This window comes from Shewanella sp. ANA-3, from assembly GCF_000203935.1.
GTDB lineage: Bacteria > Pseudomonadota > Gammaproteobacteria > Enterobacterales > Shewanellaceae > Shewanella.
In genome coordinates this window covers 409530-425345 of record NC_008577.1, presented here as the reverse complement: position 1 = coordinate 425345, position 15816 = coordinate 409530, and the positions used below count along the sequence as shown (strand labels likewise).

General features: G+C 46.1%; 10 protein-coding genes and 4 tRNA genes. 9 read left to right on the top strand and 5 right to left on the bottom strand.

Annotated elements, in window-relative coordinates; all coding sequences use genetic code 11:
• Positions 1-20 precede the first annotated feature (20 nt).
• From SHEWANA3_RS02035 to SHEWANA3_RS02010, 6 genes are read left to right on the top strand one after another with little or no spacing between them, the layout of a single operon-like run.
• A complete protein-coding gene (locus tag SHEWANA3_RS02035) occupies positions 21-2198 on the top strand; it encodes a type I secretion system permease/ATPase (protein ID WP_011715608.1) in 2178 nt (725 codons plus the stop codon).
• Complete coding sequence (locus SHEWANA3_RS02030; protein WP_011715607.1) at positions 2195-3577, top strand: HlyD family type I secretion periplasmic adaptor subunit; 1383 nt, start codon at positions 2195-2197, stop codon at positions 3575-3577. The genes SHEWANA3_RS02035 and SHEWANA3_RS02030 overlap by 4 nt, the downstream gene beginning before the upstream one ends.
• Positions 3578-3603: 26 nt before the next feature.
• A complete protein-coding gene (aggA, locus tag SHEWANA3_RS02025) occupies positions 3604-5019 on the top strand; it encodes a type I protein secretion system protein AggA (RefSeq protein WP_011715606.1) in 1416 nt (471 codons plus the stop codon).
• Entirely contained in the window at positions 5016-5624 is a 609-nt protein-coding gene (locus SHEWANA3_RS02020) for an OmpA family protein (protein WP_011715605.1), read from the top strand. Before aggA ends, SHEWANA3_RS02020 begins: the two co-directional genes overlap by 4 nt.
• Before the next feature lie 18 nt (positions 5625-5642).
• Positions 5643-6350, top strand: a complete 708-nt coding sequence (locus tag SHEWANA3_RS02015) for a transglutaminase-like cysteine peptidase (protein ID WP_011621185.1) — start codon at positions 5643-5645, stop codon at positions 6348-6350.
• An 8-nt stretch (positions 6351-6358) separates the two neighbouring features.
• Entirely contained in the window at positions 6359-8278 is a 1920-nt protein-coding gene (locus tag SHEWANA3_RS02010; RefSeq protein WP_011715604.1) for an EAL domain-containing protein, read from the top strand.
• Positions 8279-8467: 189 nt separating this feature from the next.
• On the opposite strand, the gene SHEWANA3_RS02005 is transcribed toward SHEWANA3_RS02010, so the two are convergent.
• The 4 genes from SHEWANA3_RS02005 to SHEWANA3_RS01990 all read right to left on the bottom strand — a co-directional run bounded on the left by SHEWANA3_RS02005 (position 8468) and on the right by SHEWANA3_RS01990 (position 8894).
• Positions 8468-8544 (bottom strand) — tRNA-Pro (locus SHEWANA3_RS02005).
• A 53-nt stretch (positions 8545-8597) separates the two neighbouring features.
• Positions 8598-8674 (bottom strand) — tRNA-Pro (locus SHEWANA3_RS02000).
• A 14-nt stretch (positions 8675-8688) separates the two neighbouring features.
• Positions 8689-8764, bottom strand: a tRNA-His gene (locus SHEWANA3_RS01995).
• 53 nt (positions 8765-8817) lie between these two features.
• Positions 8818-8894: transfer RNA gene (locus SHEWANA3_RS01990), tRNA-Arg, on the bottom strand.
• 208 nt (positions 8895-9102) lie between these two features.
• Here SHEWANA3_RS01990 and SHEWANA3_RS01985 point away from each other — a divergent pair.
• On the top strand, positions 9103-11733 hold the full coding sequence (locus SHEWANA3_RS01985) for a diguanylate cyclase (protein ID WP_011715603.1): 2631 nt from the start codon (positions 9103-9105) through the stop codon (positions 11731-11733).
• Positions 11734-11762: 29 nt separating this feature from the next.
• Here the strand turns inward: SHEWANA3_RS01985 and rep are convergent, their stop codons facing one another.
• Positions 11763-13778, bottom strand: a complete 2016-nt coding sequence (gene rep / locus SHEWANA3_RS01980; RefSeq protein WP_011715602.1) for a DNA helicase Rep — start codon at positions 13776-13778, stop codon at positions 11763-11765.
• A 323-nt stretch (positions 13779-14101) separates the two neighbouring features.
• Between rep and SHEWANA3_RS01975 the strand changes: the two genes are divergently transcribed.
• Positions 14102-14668 (top strand): TetR/AcrR family transcriptional regulator, encoded by a 567-nt coding sequence (locus tag SHEWANA3_RS01975; RefSeq protein WP_011715601.1) that lies wholly within the window; start codon positions 14102-14104, stop codon positions 14666-14668.
• A gap of 25 nt (positions 14669-14693) precedes the next feature.
• Positions 14694-15812: an efflux RND transporter periplasmic adaptor subunit gene (locus SHEWANA3_RS01970; protein WP_011715600.1), complete on the top strand. Its 1119-nt coding sequence runs from the start codon at positions 14694-14696 to the stop codon at positions 15810-15812.
• Positions 15813-15816 lie beyond the last annotated feature (4 nt).

Below are 15816 nucleotides of genomic sequence, written 5' to 3'. Positions count from 1 at the left end.
AATCAAAGGATAGATAAGAGGTGCCTGTTACAGCTTCTGAAAAAGTTGAACAGTGGACTATTTCCGCTTCACAGCGAGTAATAGTAGACCCACTGTTAGATTGTTTAGTGCTCCTTACTGAACATTTTGGGAATCCATGCTCAAGTGATTCACTTGCGGCAGGCTTGCCTTTGTCTGGAGCGGTACTAACACCCGATCTGCTCCCTCAAGCAGCATCACGCGCAGGATTAGCGGCAAAATTATCTCGTAAAGGTTTAAATGAGATATCGCCAATACTGCTACCCTGCATCTTATTATTAAAGGATAAAAAAGCCTGTGTTTTGCGGGAGTTTGACATCGAATCCGATCGAGCTGTCATTCAAATGCCCGAGACAGGGGGCGAGGAAATACTCACAATAGAATCGCTTGAAACTCTGTATGTTGGCTATCTATTTCTCGTTAAACAAGAATATCGTGGGGACATGGGGTTCGATGTCTATTTACACGACAACAAAACCCACTGGTTAGTCCAAACTCTCAAGGACTCAGCCCCCATTTACCGTGATGCCTTAATTGCCTCGATTCTCGTGAATATTTTCGCGTTGGTTTCTCCGCTGTTTATCATGAATGTGTACGATAAAGTCGTACCTAACCTTGCATTTGATTCACTTTGGGTATTAGCAATTGGTGCATCCATTGCGTATTTATTTGACCTTGTTATGCGTCAACTAAGAAGCTATTTAATTGATGTGGCAGGTAAAAAGGTAGATATCATTGTTTCATCTCGTCTATTTGCGAAGGCAATTGGGATTCCATTAGAAAAACGCTCTCCGAGTGTTGGAGGCATGGCAAAACAACTTGGGGAGTTTGATAGTATTCGGGAAATATTAACCTCTGCGACTATTACAACCTTAGTTGATCTTCCTTTTGCATTATTTTTCTTGATTGTCATTTATATCGTTTCAGGGGATTTAGCCGTTATTCCAGTTGTTGGAGGCTTGATCATTCTTGGTTTTACGCTGTATACACAGCCCAAGTTAAAAGCGGCTATCGAAGAAGGTAATAAATTCTCCAGCTTAAAACATGGACATTTGATTGAAAGTCTCTCTGCACTTGAATCGATTAAGGCTAACGGAGCAGAAGGAATTGTGCAAAAAAGCTGGCAACAGATGATTGGCCATAGTGCTAACTGGCAATTGCGCTCGAAAAAGCTCTCAAATTCAGTCTCGAATTTCGCTAACTTTATCGTGCAATTTACCGTGGTCTGCGTGGTAATTTTAGGTGTTTACCGTGTGTCGGATAATGCAATTTCCATGGGCGGCATTATTGCGGCTGTGATGTTATCAAGTAGGGCGATAGCTCCAATGGCGCAACTCGCGGGATTGTTAACACGCGCCAATCACACCGCCAGTGCTCTACGACAGCTCAACGAACTTATGACCCAAGAAGATGAATTTGAAAATAAAGGTCATCTGGTGAGTAAGTTGCGGTTAATCGGGAAAATTAACGCTGATCATGTTGGCTTCAGTTATCCTGGCTCTGAAAAACCGGTACTTCATCCGCTCACATTAACGATTAATCCTGGTGAGCGAGTTGCAATTATTGGCCGCAATGGTTCAGGTAAAAGTACTTTAGCTAAACTTCTGGTTGGACTCTTCCAACCCACAACAGGCAGCCTGCGGTACGACGGTGTCGACTCTGCCCAAATCCATCCCAGTGATTTGCGCCGTAACTTTGGCTACTTACCTCAAGATGTCACCCTATTCCATGGAACAATCAGGGACAACATTCTATTTGGTACTCGCCAAGTGACTGAGCATCAACTGATCCGTGCGGTACAACTTTCAGGAGTGAGTCAGTTCACTCACATGGAAGCAGAAGGGCTAGATCAGCAGGTTGGTGAAGGAGGTATGTCTCTTAGTCGCGGCCAACGACAAACCGTAGCCCTTGCCCGTGCGACACTGAACGACCCGCCAGTGCTGTTAATGGATGAACCTACAGCCAGTTTGGATGCCCGAGCGGAACAACAATTTATCCGCTCAATGCAAAATGTTAGCAAGGATAGAACCTTGCTACTAATCACTCATAAAATGCATTTATTACAATTGGTTGACCGAATTATTGTGCTGGAACGCGGCCATGTGGTTGCCGACGGTCCTAAAGCCGAAGTGTTAGAAAAACTCAATTTTGGCCTAGTTAATGGAGGCGCCAGAAAATGAGCAAACACCTCACGGCAAATGATTTAGATATGGTCGATGATGTTTATGGCGCAATTATGACTGATGCTCCTAGTGGGCACAGATTAATTATTTGGGCTTTAGCTGCCATGGTCGCCTGTTTTTTGTTATGGGCAGGTTTTGCCAAACTCGATAAGGTGACAACGGGTTCTGGGAAAGTTATCCCTTCTTCTCAAGTTCAAGTCATTCAAAGTCTCGACGGCGGTATCATGCAAGAACTCTTTGTGAGAGAAGGGGATATTGTCACTAAAGGGCAACCCCTTGTTAGGATTGATGATACACGTTTTCGTTCTGACTTTGCTCAACAGGAGCAAGAGGTTTTAGGTTTAAAAACGAATGCAATTCGCATGCGCGCAGAATTAGATAGCATTCTAATCTCTGATATGACTTCTGACTGGCGTGAGCAAGTAAAAATAACCAAAAAAGCTTTGGTATTCCCCGATAGCATTACAGAAGCAGAGCCTGCATTAGTTAGGAGGCAGCAAGAAGAATATAATGGGCGCTTAGACAATCTGAGCAACCAACTGGAGATTCTGGTTCGTCAGATACAACAAAGACAACAAGAAATCGATGACCTTGCCTCAAAAACTACGACCTTAACAACCAGTATGCAGTTGATTTCTAGGGAGTTAGAGCTTACGAGGCCTCTGGCTAAAAAAGGGATTGTGCCCGAAGTTGAATTACTTAAACTCGAACGCGCAGTGAACGATGCCCAAGGGGAATTAAACTCATTGAGACTGCTTAGACCAAAACTGAAAGCAGCATTAGATGAAGCCATATTAAAACGCCGTGAGGCGGTGTTTGTTTATGCCGCAGACCTTCGTGCACAGCTAAACGAAACACAAACTCGATTATCAAGAATGAACGAAGCCCAAGTTGGTGCCCAGGATAAGGTAAGCAAAGCGGTGATTACATCGCCGGTAAATGGCACGATCAAAACTGTGCATATCAATACGTTAGGAGGAGTTGTCCAACCGGGTGTTGATATTATTGAAATTGTCCCATCCGAAGATCAACTATTGATAGAAACCAAAATCCTTCCTAAGGATATTGCGTTTTTACACACAGGTTTACCTGCAGTCGTTAAGGTAACGGCATATGATTTTACTCGTTACGGGGGTCTTAAAGGTACAGTCGAACATATTAGTGCCGATACATCACAGGACGATGAGGGAAATAGCTTCTACCTTATAAAGGTGAGAACCGAAGAATCAAGTTTAATCAAAGACGATGGCACGCAGATGCCAATTATACCGGGGATGTTAACGACCGTTGATGTCATAACCGGACAAAGATCCATTCTTGAGTACATTTTAAATCCAATTTTAAGGGCTAAGGACACAGCGCTCAGAGAGCGTTAAGCCTGTTATAAACCGGGAGGTTTGCAATGAAGACTTTAGTAAGACGACAATTTCAATGTTCAAAAATAGCTGTGTTGTTATCAGCTATCTTGCTTCCACTATCAGCTCAAAGCCAAACGTTAGAGCAAGCGGTTGCGCATACACTCGATACCAACCCAGATCTACGTGTGGCTTTTAATCGCTTTAAAGCTAGAGAAGAGCAAGTGAATCAAGCTATTGCTGGTTATATGCCTACAGTAGATATCACTGGTGGTTATGGCTATGAGCAAACCGATAGTGTCTCAACCCGCAGACGCAAAAATGTCGGCGATGTTGATAGCAATGGTGTTGCTGAGCTAAACCGTGGTGAATTTGGTATTAGCCTTAAACAAATGCTATTCGATGGTTTTTATACCAGCAGTGAAGTTGACCGTTATAGCTTTGAAGCCAGTGCAGACCAGTGGGCGCTTCTTGCCGCAGCAGAAGACATGGCACTTGATGTCAGTAAGGTCTACCTCAACTATCTGCGCACCGATGAGGTGCTCAAATTGGCTGAGAAAAACCTCAACAGCCACAAAGATATTTATGAGCAAATCAAACAACGTACCGATTCAGGTTTAGGCTCGACTGCGGATCTCTCACAAATTACCGGTCGTCTCGCCCGTGCCAATGCGAACGTCATTTCTGCACGTAATAATCTACTCGATGCCAAAGCACAATTTATTCGTGTGATCGCGGCTGATCCTGTTGATTTGATCCAACCCGTACCGGATGCAGATTTACTGCCGAAAGATCTTAACTCGGGCCTTACCGACGCGCAGGAAAACCACCCGATTTTAAAATCCGCAGCCAATGATATTCGCGCCGCCGAGAACGAACGTTCGTCGGTGCAAGCAAGTTATTATCCACAAGTCTCGTTAGAGTTAAATGGTAACTGGAACAACGATGTGGGCGGTGAAGACGGCGTTAGCGCGTTAGCCAGCCAAAACGTTGGCGGTTACAACAACGATCTGGTTGCTATGGTGAGAGTGAGATACAACCTGTTCGCTGGCGGTAAAGATCTCGCCCGCGAAAAAGAAACAGCCTACAAGTTAGGTGAGGCCAAAGAAATCCGTCAACGCGCGCAGCGTGAAGTGGTTGAAGGCGTGAACTTAGCGTGGAACGCCTATGAAATGCTGGCCCCACAGAAACAATATATCCGCGACCATGTGATGGCTGCAAAAGATACCCAATCTGCCTACGCCCAACAGTTTAACTTGGGTCAACGCAGTTTACTCGACTTACTCGATACCGAAAACGAGCTGTTTGAGGCACGTAAAGATTACTTACAAGCCGAATACGATGAAATCATTGCTAAATATCGCGTACTCAACTCTACTGGACGTTTGCTTGACTCCTTAAAAGTCACTCGCCCAGAAGCATGGCGTGGTGAACGCAACTACGAGGGAGGAGCTAACCAATGAAAACCGTAATCCTATTTATGAGCGTGGCACTTTTAGCTGGTTGTTCCATGCGGGATACCGTTAATATTGAAGAAATGACCACGACTCAGGCCTATGATCTGTCCGACAAGGATGGTGATGGCGTGATTGAAGCGCGTGAGCGTTGCAACGACACCGCCAAAGGCGCTGGTACGGATAATTATGGCTGCGGTCAAATAAAAGCAATTAATGAGCGTAAGGAAATCAATGTATTATTTCCAAACGACTCAGCTTATATTGCACCAGAGTACTATCCACAGATTGAAGAAATTGCGATGTTTTTACGTCAATATCCCACGACTAAAGTGACTATCGAAGGTCACACTAGCCGCACTGGGACAGATGAAAGAAACGCCGTACTTTCTCAAGAACGTGCTGATGCCGTCACCGCGGTGCTAGCAGACCGTTTCAGCATCGACAGATCTAGACTCACAGCCATTGGCTACGGCTCTAGCCGTCCATTGGTACTCGAGCATACGCCTGATGCTGAAACCCGTAACCGCCGCGTAGTCGCGGAAGTGACCGGTGATGATACGACGACAGATATGAAATGGACGATTTACTCTGTCGATGAACCCACTAAATAAAGGCTAACAGACTAGGCTATGAACGGCAGGCTAAGGGATTACAATTCGTTTTTGCGGGCCTGTCGCTTAAGCCTAATCGCGTCTGCGCTTGCGGTCGGCTGTTTATATGCCAGCCCGACCCAAAAGCTGGATGAAGCCAAAATTACCTCAACGCTGGAGAAGCGTTATGGTGAGCGCGCGGGTATGCGTGCAAGAGCTTGGTTTAAAGTGGTGGCAGAGGCCAGCACGCTCGACGAAAAAGATAAACTTTTAAAAGTGAACAACTTTTTTAACTTATTCCGCTTCGTCGATGACATCAAGTTATGGGGAGAATCAAACTACTGGGCGACTCCAATGGAGTTTATTGGCGTAAATGGTGGCGACTGTGAGGACTTTTCCATTGCCAAATATTTCACGCTACTCCAATTAGGTGTGCCCGAAGATAAGATGCGGATCACTATGGTTAAGGCCACGAGCGTGAATCAGTATCATATGGTGTTGGCTTACTATGACACCCCTTCGTCAGTCCCTTTAGTTCTCGATAACCTAGACCATGTCATTAAACCTGCGACTCAGCGTAAAGATCTCATCCCTGTTTACAGCTTTAACGGTAAACAGTTATGGCTAAATAAAGAACAGGGACGAGGTGTGTTAGCAGGCTCGTCGACACGACTCGAAAAATGGAATGACCTTAACCATAGGTTAGGGGTTGACCGACTCAGGCAGCCCAAATTAAAACTGGAGTAGCACCAAAGATGACACTGTTTAGACAGATATATTCGCTGCTTTTTAGCCTGTTCTTGCTGGTTGTTGCAAGCCTTGGCTATGTGCAATTTACTGAGACACAAAGCTTTTTGACCAAGCAAATGGAATCGGATCTAAACAATACCAGTACCTCGCTTGGACTCATGCTTACTCCAGCACTGCAAGCAGGCGATACCGCCGCAGCCGAAACCTTAGTTAATGTGATATTTGAGGGCGGCTATTACAAAAACATTAAGCTGACCTGGATGGTTGATGGCAAACAACAAGAATGGAACAACCCACTCAAAATTGAAGACGTGCCTCAATGGTTCATCAATCTCAATCTATTTAAAACCATCAAAAAAGAAAGCACTATCACCTCAGGATGGTTACAGCTCGCTCAGCTAGAAATTACCGCGCACCCAGGTTTTGGTTACCATGAATTGTGGCGAATTATGTCTAATACCATTATCGCCTTCTCATTACTCTTTTTAGTCGCCATTTTTACCGCGAGATTAGGCTTAACCTGGATCTTAAAACCACTGCATGCCTTATCTGATCATGCCAAAAAGATTGCCGCCCGCCAGTTTGGCCCCGATATGCCGCTGCCTAAAACCACTGAACTCAAGGACTTGGTTACCGCATTCAACAGCATGTCAGCCCAGCTCAAGCAATTGTTCCAATCACTCGATGAAGAAGTCGGCTCTTTACGCAAAAAGAACCTCACCGATCCCGCCTCTGGGCTGCCTAATCGCCAATATGTGGTCAGTCGCCTCAATGGTTGGCTAAGCGAACCGAGCAGTGGTGCCCTATTCTTAGCTAAGCTCGACTGGCTCGAAGAAGTACACAGCAAATATGGCTATCAAGTTCGGGATGAAACCATTCGCCTATTAGCCGAAAAACTGGTTCAGCAACTCAATGAGATCACCCCATCCGTGATAGCGCGTATTGCCGCGTTTGAATTTGCTTTCCTCGTTACCGATGTCGAACACGACCAAATCAGTAAGTACCTGCAAACCCTGATCCGCACCATCAACCAAGAAATATCTAAAGCAGGCTGTAAGCCCAATGAGAACTTTGCCATCGGTGTCGCTGAACGCATTGGTCAGATGAAGGTGTCAGACATTCTGGCGCAGGCGGATAACGCGCTGCAAAAAGCCCTGAAGGAACATAAATCCTTCCATTGGTTCGAAACAACAGAGCAACAGCTGTTTACCCGTGAACAGTGGCGCGACAACTTAAGCCATGCCATCAGCAATAAGAAGTTTAAGTTCCGTTGGCAGCCTATCCAGTTTTGTAATGGTGATGGTGTCGCCCAGCGAGAGCTTTACTGTCAACTTGAGTTGGGTGATAAGGTGGCCCACGCTGGCCAGTTTATGCCCTATATTGAACTGCTATCACTCGGCTCTCTGCTCGATAAGTGCCTGATTGAGACTGTGTATGAGCAAAAACTACTTGAGCGTAACTATGAGCCACTGGCAATCAACCTGACGCATCAGAGTATTAGTGATACCCTGTTCCATGACTGGCTCAATCACTTCCTGCGCAGCATGCCACAGGTCGAGCGTATCTGTTTTGAAATCCCCGAGGCAGGTGTCTACAGCGATTTAGAGTCCTGTGTGCTGTTATGCAATATTATTCGTGATAATGGCGCTAAATTTGGTATCGACCACTTTGGTCGCCAATTTGGCTCAATGTCGTACCTTCAAGAGCTCAGACCAAGTTACGTCAAGCTCGACCAATCCTTCTCCTACTATGACGAGGCCTCACATAATAGCGAGCTCTGCCGCGCCATTATCAATGTCGCCAAAGGATTGGATATTCAGGTGATAGTGACAGGTATCCAAGAAAAAGCGCAGTTAGAACGCTTTGATGAGCTTAAAACTGACGCCTATCAAGGCTTTATCGTTCCGCCAGAGAATATCGACTAAGTCGAATATCTTTGTATTAAGGCTCCTACGGGAGCCTTAATTATTTGAGCGGGGAGAATCGCTTGGGGCATCACAAACTATGAAGTGCAATAACGACTGCTCGCAAGGCTTAAACAGAGGTATACAGCAGAGAGACAGATACAAAAAAGCCCCAGTGATTCCTAAGGAATTCTGAGGCTTCAATGTAATTGGTCGGTGATAGAGGATTCGAACCTCTGACCCTCTGGTCCCAAACCAGATGCGCTACCGGACTGCGCTAATCACCGTAACTGTTAACTATTTGCCTGAAAAATCAAGCGCGCTAGTTATGCGAAGAATGTGGTCGGTGATAGAGGATTCGAACCTCTGACCCTCTGGTCCCAAACCAGATGCGCTACCGGACTGCGCTAATCACCGAGATGTAAATGAAATGGGGTGACTGATGGGGCTCGAACCCACGACAACCGGAATCACAATCCGGGACTCTACCAACTGAGCTACAATCACCACTGACTTTCACTTTACTGCTAACCTTCAAGCTCACAACTCATTCGGAGAAATGGTGCGCCCAAAAGGATTCGAACCTTCGGCCTCACCCTCCGGAGGGGTGCGCTCTATCCAGCTGAGCTATGGGCGCTCGCCTTGGTTAGCGCCGCATATAGTATGGACAAATAGCCTTTGAGTCTATAGCTGTTTTGCACTTTTTTTACTGACTGCTCAAGTTTTGATACATTCGCATGCTTTTTCAACGAAACACCATCGTAAATATGGCTTGGATGTTACGGTATTTCATGTTAATTATAACGTTTGGTAAACAATTAACGCAGAACTGATTAGTGAGTATCATGTTTAGGGATGAAGATGGAACTACCCCGCCTCGAGCTCATGAGGTTGAACGCTTAAAAAAGAGACTTAATCGCCTCAAATATTTGGCGCATAAGTATAAGCGTGCCGAAGTCGTTCAAAATGCGTTACTCGAATTATCCCATATTGCGACTCAGGTTCCTTCCCTCGAAGAATTCTATCTAGGTGTGCATCACCACCTAAAGCAACTGATCTCTGCCGATAATTTTTTTATTGCCACTCTAGATGTGAATAGCGGGGACATTTCGGTTCCCTTCTTCGCCGATGAAAAAGACGCCCACCCCGCCCAACTCTATCCCGAGCAATCGCTATCCATACTGCTACAACAGGGCTTAACGGGCTATGTCTTTCGCACCGGCGAAACCGTATTGTGCGATGAGGCTAAAGTTGACGAACTGGTTCAAGCGGGCGAGATAGTCAATCTCGGCTCACCATGTCACCTGTGGCTAGGCGTTCCCATTAAACATGAAGGCATAGTGACCGCGGTACTCGTAGTCCAAACCTATGATACCAATGTGAGTTACGGCGATATCGAGGTCGAGTTAATGACCTTTATTTGCCATCACATTGCCGGCGTGATGGAAAGGCTTAAACATCAAGAACAACTAGAACAAGCCATTCAGCAACGCACTAAGGAACTCAGCCAAGCCTACGATAAACTCAAGCAAGAAGTGTATGAGCGCCGCAGAGCCGAGCGGTTGCAAAAGTCGTTATTTGAGATTGCAGAGCTTGCAAGCTCAGGCTCGGATAACCCTGACTTCTATGCCCAGCTGCATAATGTGATTCGCCATCTTATCCCAGCCAATAACTGTTATATCGCTCTGCTGAATGAAGAAGGCACACACTTAACCTTCCCGTTTTACGTGTCGCAATTGGGTAACCAACATCCAGGTTCAAGGCCCTTGCAGGATGGATTGACCGAGTATGTGCTTAAACATAAGCGCCCATTATTACTCGACCAAAATGATATCAATGACTTAATCAGCTCTGGCGAACTTTACGCTAAAGCCCCCGCACTAAACCACACCCAAACAATGCATCAATGGATAGGTATTCCACTGTTTATCCATGATGAAGTGCGTGGCGCCTTGACCATTTACAGCTTCAGCATGACCCAAAACTACCAAACTAAAGATTTGGAATTGCTGACTTTTGTGTCCCAGCATATCGGTGCGGCCATCGAGAAAAAGCTAACAGCAGAATCTTTGCGCCGCAGCTATGAAGAATTAGAAGAAAAAGTCGCGGCCCGCACCACGGCTCTTGCCGAGTTGAATAAGGATCTTGAAAAAGAAATCCGCCAACGCCGCAATATGGAAGCCAAGCTAGTGCATGATGCCAAGCACGATGCGCTCACAGGGCTACCGAATCGCGCCATGTTTATGGAGCGACTCAACCAAGCCATAAAGCACGTACGGCGCCATAGCCTAGAGCAGTTTGCGCTGCTCTTTATCGACCTCGACCGCTTTAAGCAAATTAACGACACTATGGGGCATTTAGAGGGGGATAGGTTCTTAATTGAAACCGCTACCCGCCTACGCGCCTGTATTCGCAGTAACGATACCTTAGCCAGACTTGGTGGCGATGAGTTTGTTATCCTGCTCGATAGCATTAATGGTATTAACGATGCCCGTGATGTTGCCGAGCGAGTAATTCAAAAAATCTCACTCTCCTATACCTTAGGGGCAATCGAGTTTCATTCGGGCGCCAGTATAGGCATCACCATCAGTGGCAATAAGCTAGATACCAGTGAATCCATGCTACGTAATGCCGACACTGCCATGTACCAAGCCAAGGCGAATGGCAAAGGCTGTTATGTTATCTTCGACGATAGCGCCTCCCAGCAAAAGATGCAGGACATTGCCTTCGAAAATGATTTTAAGCAGGCATTGCAAACCGGTGAGTTACAACTGCAGTTTTGGCCGATTGTCGATTTACAGACACAGCAAACCCAAGCTTTAGAATGCCGTTTGACTTGGGAACATCCACAGTGGGGCACCATTCCACAGGAGATCCTCAGCCAGTTAGCCGAACAAGCGAACCTGATGGTCGAACTGGATAAGTATACGATTAGCTTGCTGGATAAGAGTTATCATCAACTACTTGCCAACCAAGGGGATAAAGTTGAATTACACCTTATGCTGTCGAGCCAACATCTAAAGCATAAGCACGCGCTACGTGGACTCAAAAACGCCCTAAAGCAGACTAAGCTTGCACTGCCACAGCTATGGCTGTTTTTTAATGAAAAGGCATTAGTGCTGGAAACAGAGAATCACATTAATGGCTTTGAGTTGTTGAAAAAGCTGGACGTGAACTTGGGGATCAGCCACTACGGCAGTGGCCACAGCTCATTAAATAGCTTGTTATTCTTACCCATTAAGGGCTTAAAGCTCGATGCCAACATCACCAAACAATTGCAGGATGAGCAACACATTAAGCTGATGTCGGCTTACCAGAAAGCGGCTTCGACCTTAGACTTACAAACCTTTGTCGACGGGCTACAATCCGCCGAGCAGATAAAAATCTTCCACGCATTAGGTTATCGCTTTGGCCAAGGCGGTGCCTTAGCCTCACCTTTTTTATTGTCAGACACCACACAACAGGTCTGTGCCTGAATGCAGTAATCACATGATGAATCTTGTGATTACTGCTTTTTAAACATATCCCTTAAATTTGAGATATGGCTGCGGCCAGTCTGCATGCGCTCCTGCTCGGTTTGCTGCGGTTTACGGTTCTCCCAAATAAGGTCATCCTGCGGTAACTCATGCAGAAAACGGCTCGGCTCGCAGCGCATGGTTTCACCAAACTGGCGACGCTCACGGCAGAGGGTAAACCACAGCTCGCGCTGGGCACGCGTAATCCCCACATACGCCAGACGACGCTCTTCGTCGACGTTATCTTCATCTATGCTGGTTTGATGCGGCAAAATGCGCTCCTCAACTCCCACCATAAACACATAGGGGAATTCCAGCCCTTTAGACGCATGCAGCGTCATTAGCTGCACCTGATCGCCGCCTTCATCTTCGCTGTTACGCTCCATCATATCTCTAAGCGTTAGGCGGTTAACCACTTCCGGCAAGGTCATAGGTTCATCTAATTCATCCCCAGAGAGCATTTCCGTCACCCAGCGATACAGCTCGGAGATATTTTTCATCCGCATCTCGGCGGCCTTAGCACTGGTACTGGTCTCGTATAAATAGTCTTCGTAATTAATCTTACGGATCAACTGTTTTACGGCTTCAACCGGTTCGCCTCGTTCGGCGTGCTCACCCGTATCGACAATAAAGCGACCAAATTGATACAAGGCCGACATGGCATTAGGCGGTAAATGATGATTCAGATCAGGATCAAAAATCGCCTCGAACATGGAGATATGTTTCTCGTTGGCAAAGTTACCCAAACGCTCCAAGGTGGATGGACCTATACCCCGTTTAGGTAAGTTAACCACCCGCAAAAAGGCGTTATCATCATCGGGATTTACCACCAATTTAAGGTAGCCCATGATGTCTTTAATCTCTGCACGGGCAAAAAACGAGGTGCCGCCGCTTAGCTTGTAAGGGATACGGTTAGTCATCAATGCCCGTTCGAGCAGGCGAGACTGGTGGTTACCCCGATACAGAATCGCGTAATCACCAAATTGGGTGCGACCGACAAACTTGTGGCGAATGATTTCGGCCACAACACGCTCTGCTTCTTGCTCCTCATTGGCGGCAAACAGCACCCGCATCGGCTCACCATAAGCCAGTTCGCTAAATAACGACTTATCATACACATGGGGATTGTTGGCGATAAGGATGTTAGCCGCCCGCAAAATTCGCTGGCTAGAACGATAATTCTGTTCGAGTTTAATGAGCTTAAGCTTGGGAAAATCTTTGCCCAACAGCACTAAGTTCTGCGGTTTAGCCCCGCGCCATGAATAGATGGATTGGTCGTCGTCCCCCACCACGGTAAAACGCGCGCGCTCGCCCACCAGTAACTTAACCATTTCATACTGGGAAGTGTTGGTATCCTGATATTCGTCCACCAGCAGGTATTGGATCTTGGTTTGCCAGCGTGTACGCACTTCTTCATGATGGCGCAGTAATAGGGTCGGCAGCAGAATTAAGTCATCAAAATCCAAAGCGTTGTAGGCTTTCATATGCTGGGCATAACGCTGATACAACATGGCAAACAACTGTTGCTGTTCATCCTTTGCCAGCTTGCGCGCCTGGTCGGGAATAATCAGCCCCCCCTTCCAGTTGGAAATCGCCCCCGCGAGGGCTTTGAGTAGGTCCTTATCTTCCTGTAATTCTTTTTGAGTCAGTTCTTTGAGGAGCGCAAGCGTGTCTTGATCATCGAATAACGAGAATCCTGGCTTTAATCCCAGCACTTTATGCTCACGTTTTACAATCTCAAGTCCGAGTGTGTGGAAGGTCGAAATCCACAACCCTCTAGCCTCTTTGCGCCCCATAGACTGTGCGACCCGCTCCTTCATCTCGCGCGCGGCTTTGTTGGTAAAGGTTACCGCCGCGATATTGCGCGCATTGTAGCCACACTTTTGCACTAGGTAGGCAATCTTGTTGATAATTACGCGTGTTTTGCCACTGCCCGCGCCCGCTAACACTAAGCAGGGACCCGAAACATAATGAACAGCATCATTTTGGGCAGGATTGAGTTTCATCTTCGCGCAATATCCAAACAAGTCTTCAGAAGGGGGATGGGATCATAGCAGAAGCTAAGGTTTTAAGGCCAATAAATCCCCAGATATCAATTGAGCAAACAATAGAAATGACTCGTCTCTTCAAATGAGTAAGCATTTGAATATGACATCCTAAAAACCAGTCAAATATGCTGCAATCAGTGTGCAGGCAAGCTTATTACAAAATAAATTTCTTAAATCACACTTTTACCATTTTTTGAGCTAACTTGTTGCTAAGGTCAATTTCAACGATTAAAATCACCATGAATGAACGTTCATTCATCCGTATAAATATTGGAAATTGAATGGATAGTAAACGCGACTTAATACTCCGCTCCGCCGAAAAAATTATTGCGACAGAGGGATTACATAATCTTTCAATGCAAAAGCTTGCCGCAGATGCAGGAGTCGCTGCAGGTACGATTTATCGCTACTTTAAAGACAAAGAAGATTTGATCATTGAACTGCGTAAAGACGTATTACAACAAATTGCCAGCAAGTTGCTTGAAAACATTAATGAAGGTAGCTTTGACCAAAAATTTCGCCGCCTATGGTTCAACATTGTGGCACTGGGGCGTAAGCAATCCCATGCAAATTTAAGCTTTGCACAGTATTCCCACCTTCCAGGTGTCGATGCGCCTGAGCATCAAGCCTTTGAAAGGGAGATTTTCCAGCAGTTACATCAACTATTTGAGCAGGCGAAAGATCAAGGCGTCATCCAACCATTGAATAATGCCTTGTTATTTTCTATCGCCTTTGAGCCGGCTGTTGCGATAGGTAAACGCCTTCGCCGCGGCCATTTGCAATGTACAGATACAGAGATCCAGCAGGCATGTGAGCTTTGCCTTCAGGCAATTTCTGTGACGAATTAACTTAACTTTAGGAATCTTTAGCACCATGAAAAAATGGACTCTAAGTATGCTAGCGATCGCTGTACTTGCCTTTGGCTCAGTGATCGGCTTTAACCTGATGGTAAAAAGTAAAATCGCCGAGGCAATCGCCAATATGCCAGAGGCTGAGTTTCCTGTAACAGCCATGACATTAGATATGCAAAAGTGGCAACCCACAATTGATGCGATTGGCTTTGTTGAGCCGCATCAAGGGGTAACCATCTCCAACGAATTAGCAGGACGCGTCACCAGCATTAATTTTGAAAACGGTAGCCGAGTGGAAAAAGGCCAACTACTGGCCGAACTCGATGCAAAAGTCGAAAGAGCCAACCTTAAAAGCAAAATGGTACAACTGCCCGCCGCTGAAGCCGACTTTAAACGCCTATCAAAACTCTATGCGCAAAAGTCAGTCTCTAAACAGGATTTAGACAATAGTGAATCTAAATATCTGGCCTTACAGGCGGATATTGAAAGCTTAAAAGCCACTATCGAGCGCCGTGAAATCAGTGCGCCTTTCAGTGGTTTAGTGGGTATTCGTAACATTAACTTAGGTGAATATCTTCAGCCTGGTACCGATATTGTGCGCCTTGAAGATATCAGCACAATGAAAATCCGCTTTACCATTCCGCAAACCCAATTACCTCGCATTGCTGTAGGCCAAAAAATCCATGTGTTTGTGGATTCTTATCCTGAGCAACCCTTCGAAGGTGAAATTGCCGCGATTGAACCCGCCGTGTTTTACCAAAGCGGTCTGATCCAAGTGCAAGCACGCATTCCGAACGATAACGCCAAACTGCGTAGCGGTATGTTTGCCCGAGTCTCCATCCTGTTACCTGAACTAGATAACCAGTTTGTACTGCCACAAACGGCCATCAACTTTACCCTTTATGGTAACTCTATTTACCTCATCAAAGAGGTCGAGGAAAACGGTAAAAAACTGGCTAGAGTCGAGCAAATCAACCTGACGGTATTAGAGCGTAACGGCAATAACGCACTAGTGAGTGGCGCGTTAAAAGCGGGAGATCGCATTGTCACCTCGGGGCAAATTCGCCTCAGTAACAACAGTAAAGTGACAGTTGTTGAAGACCAAGCCCTGACCCACTCCGACACTATGCCAAAGCTGTAATAGG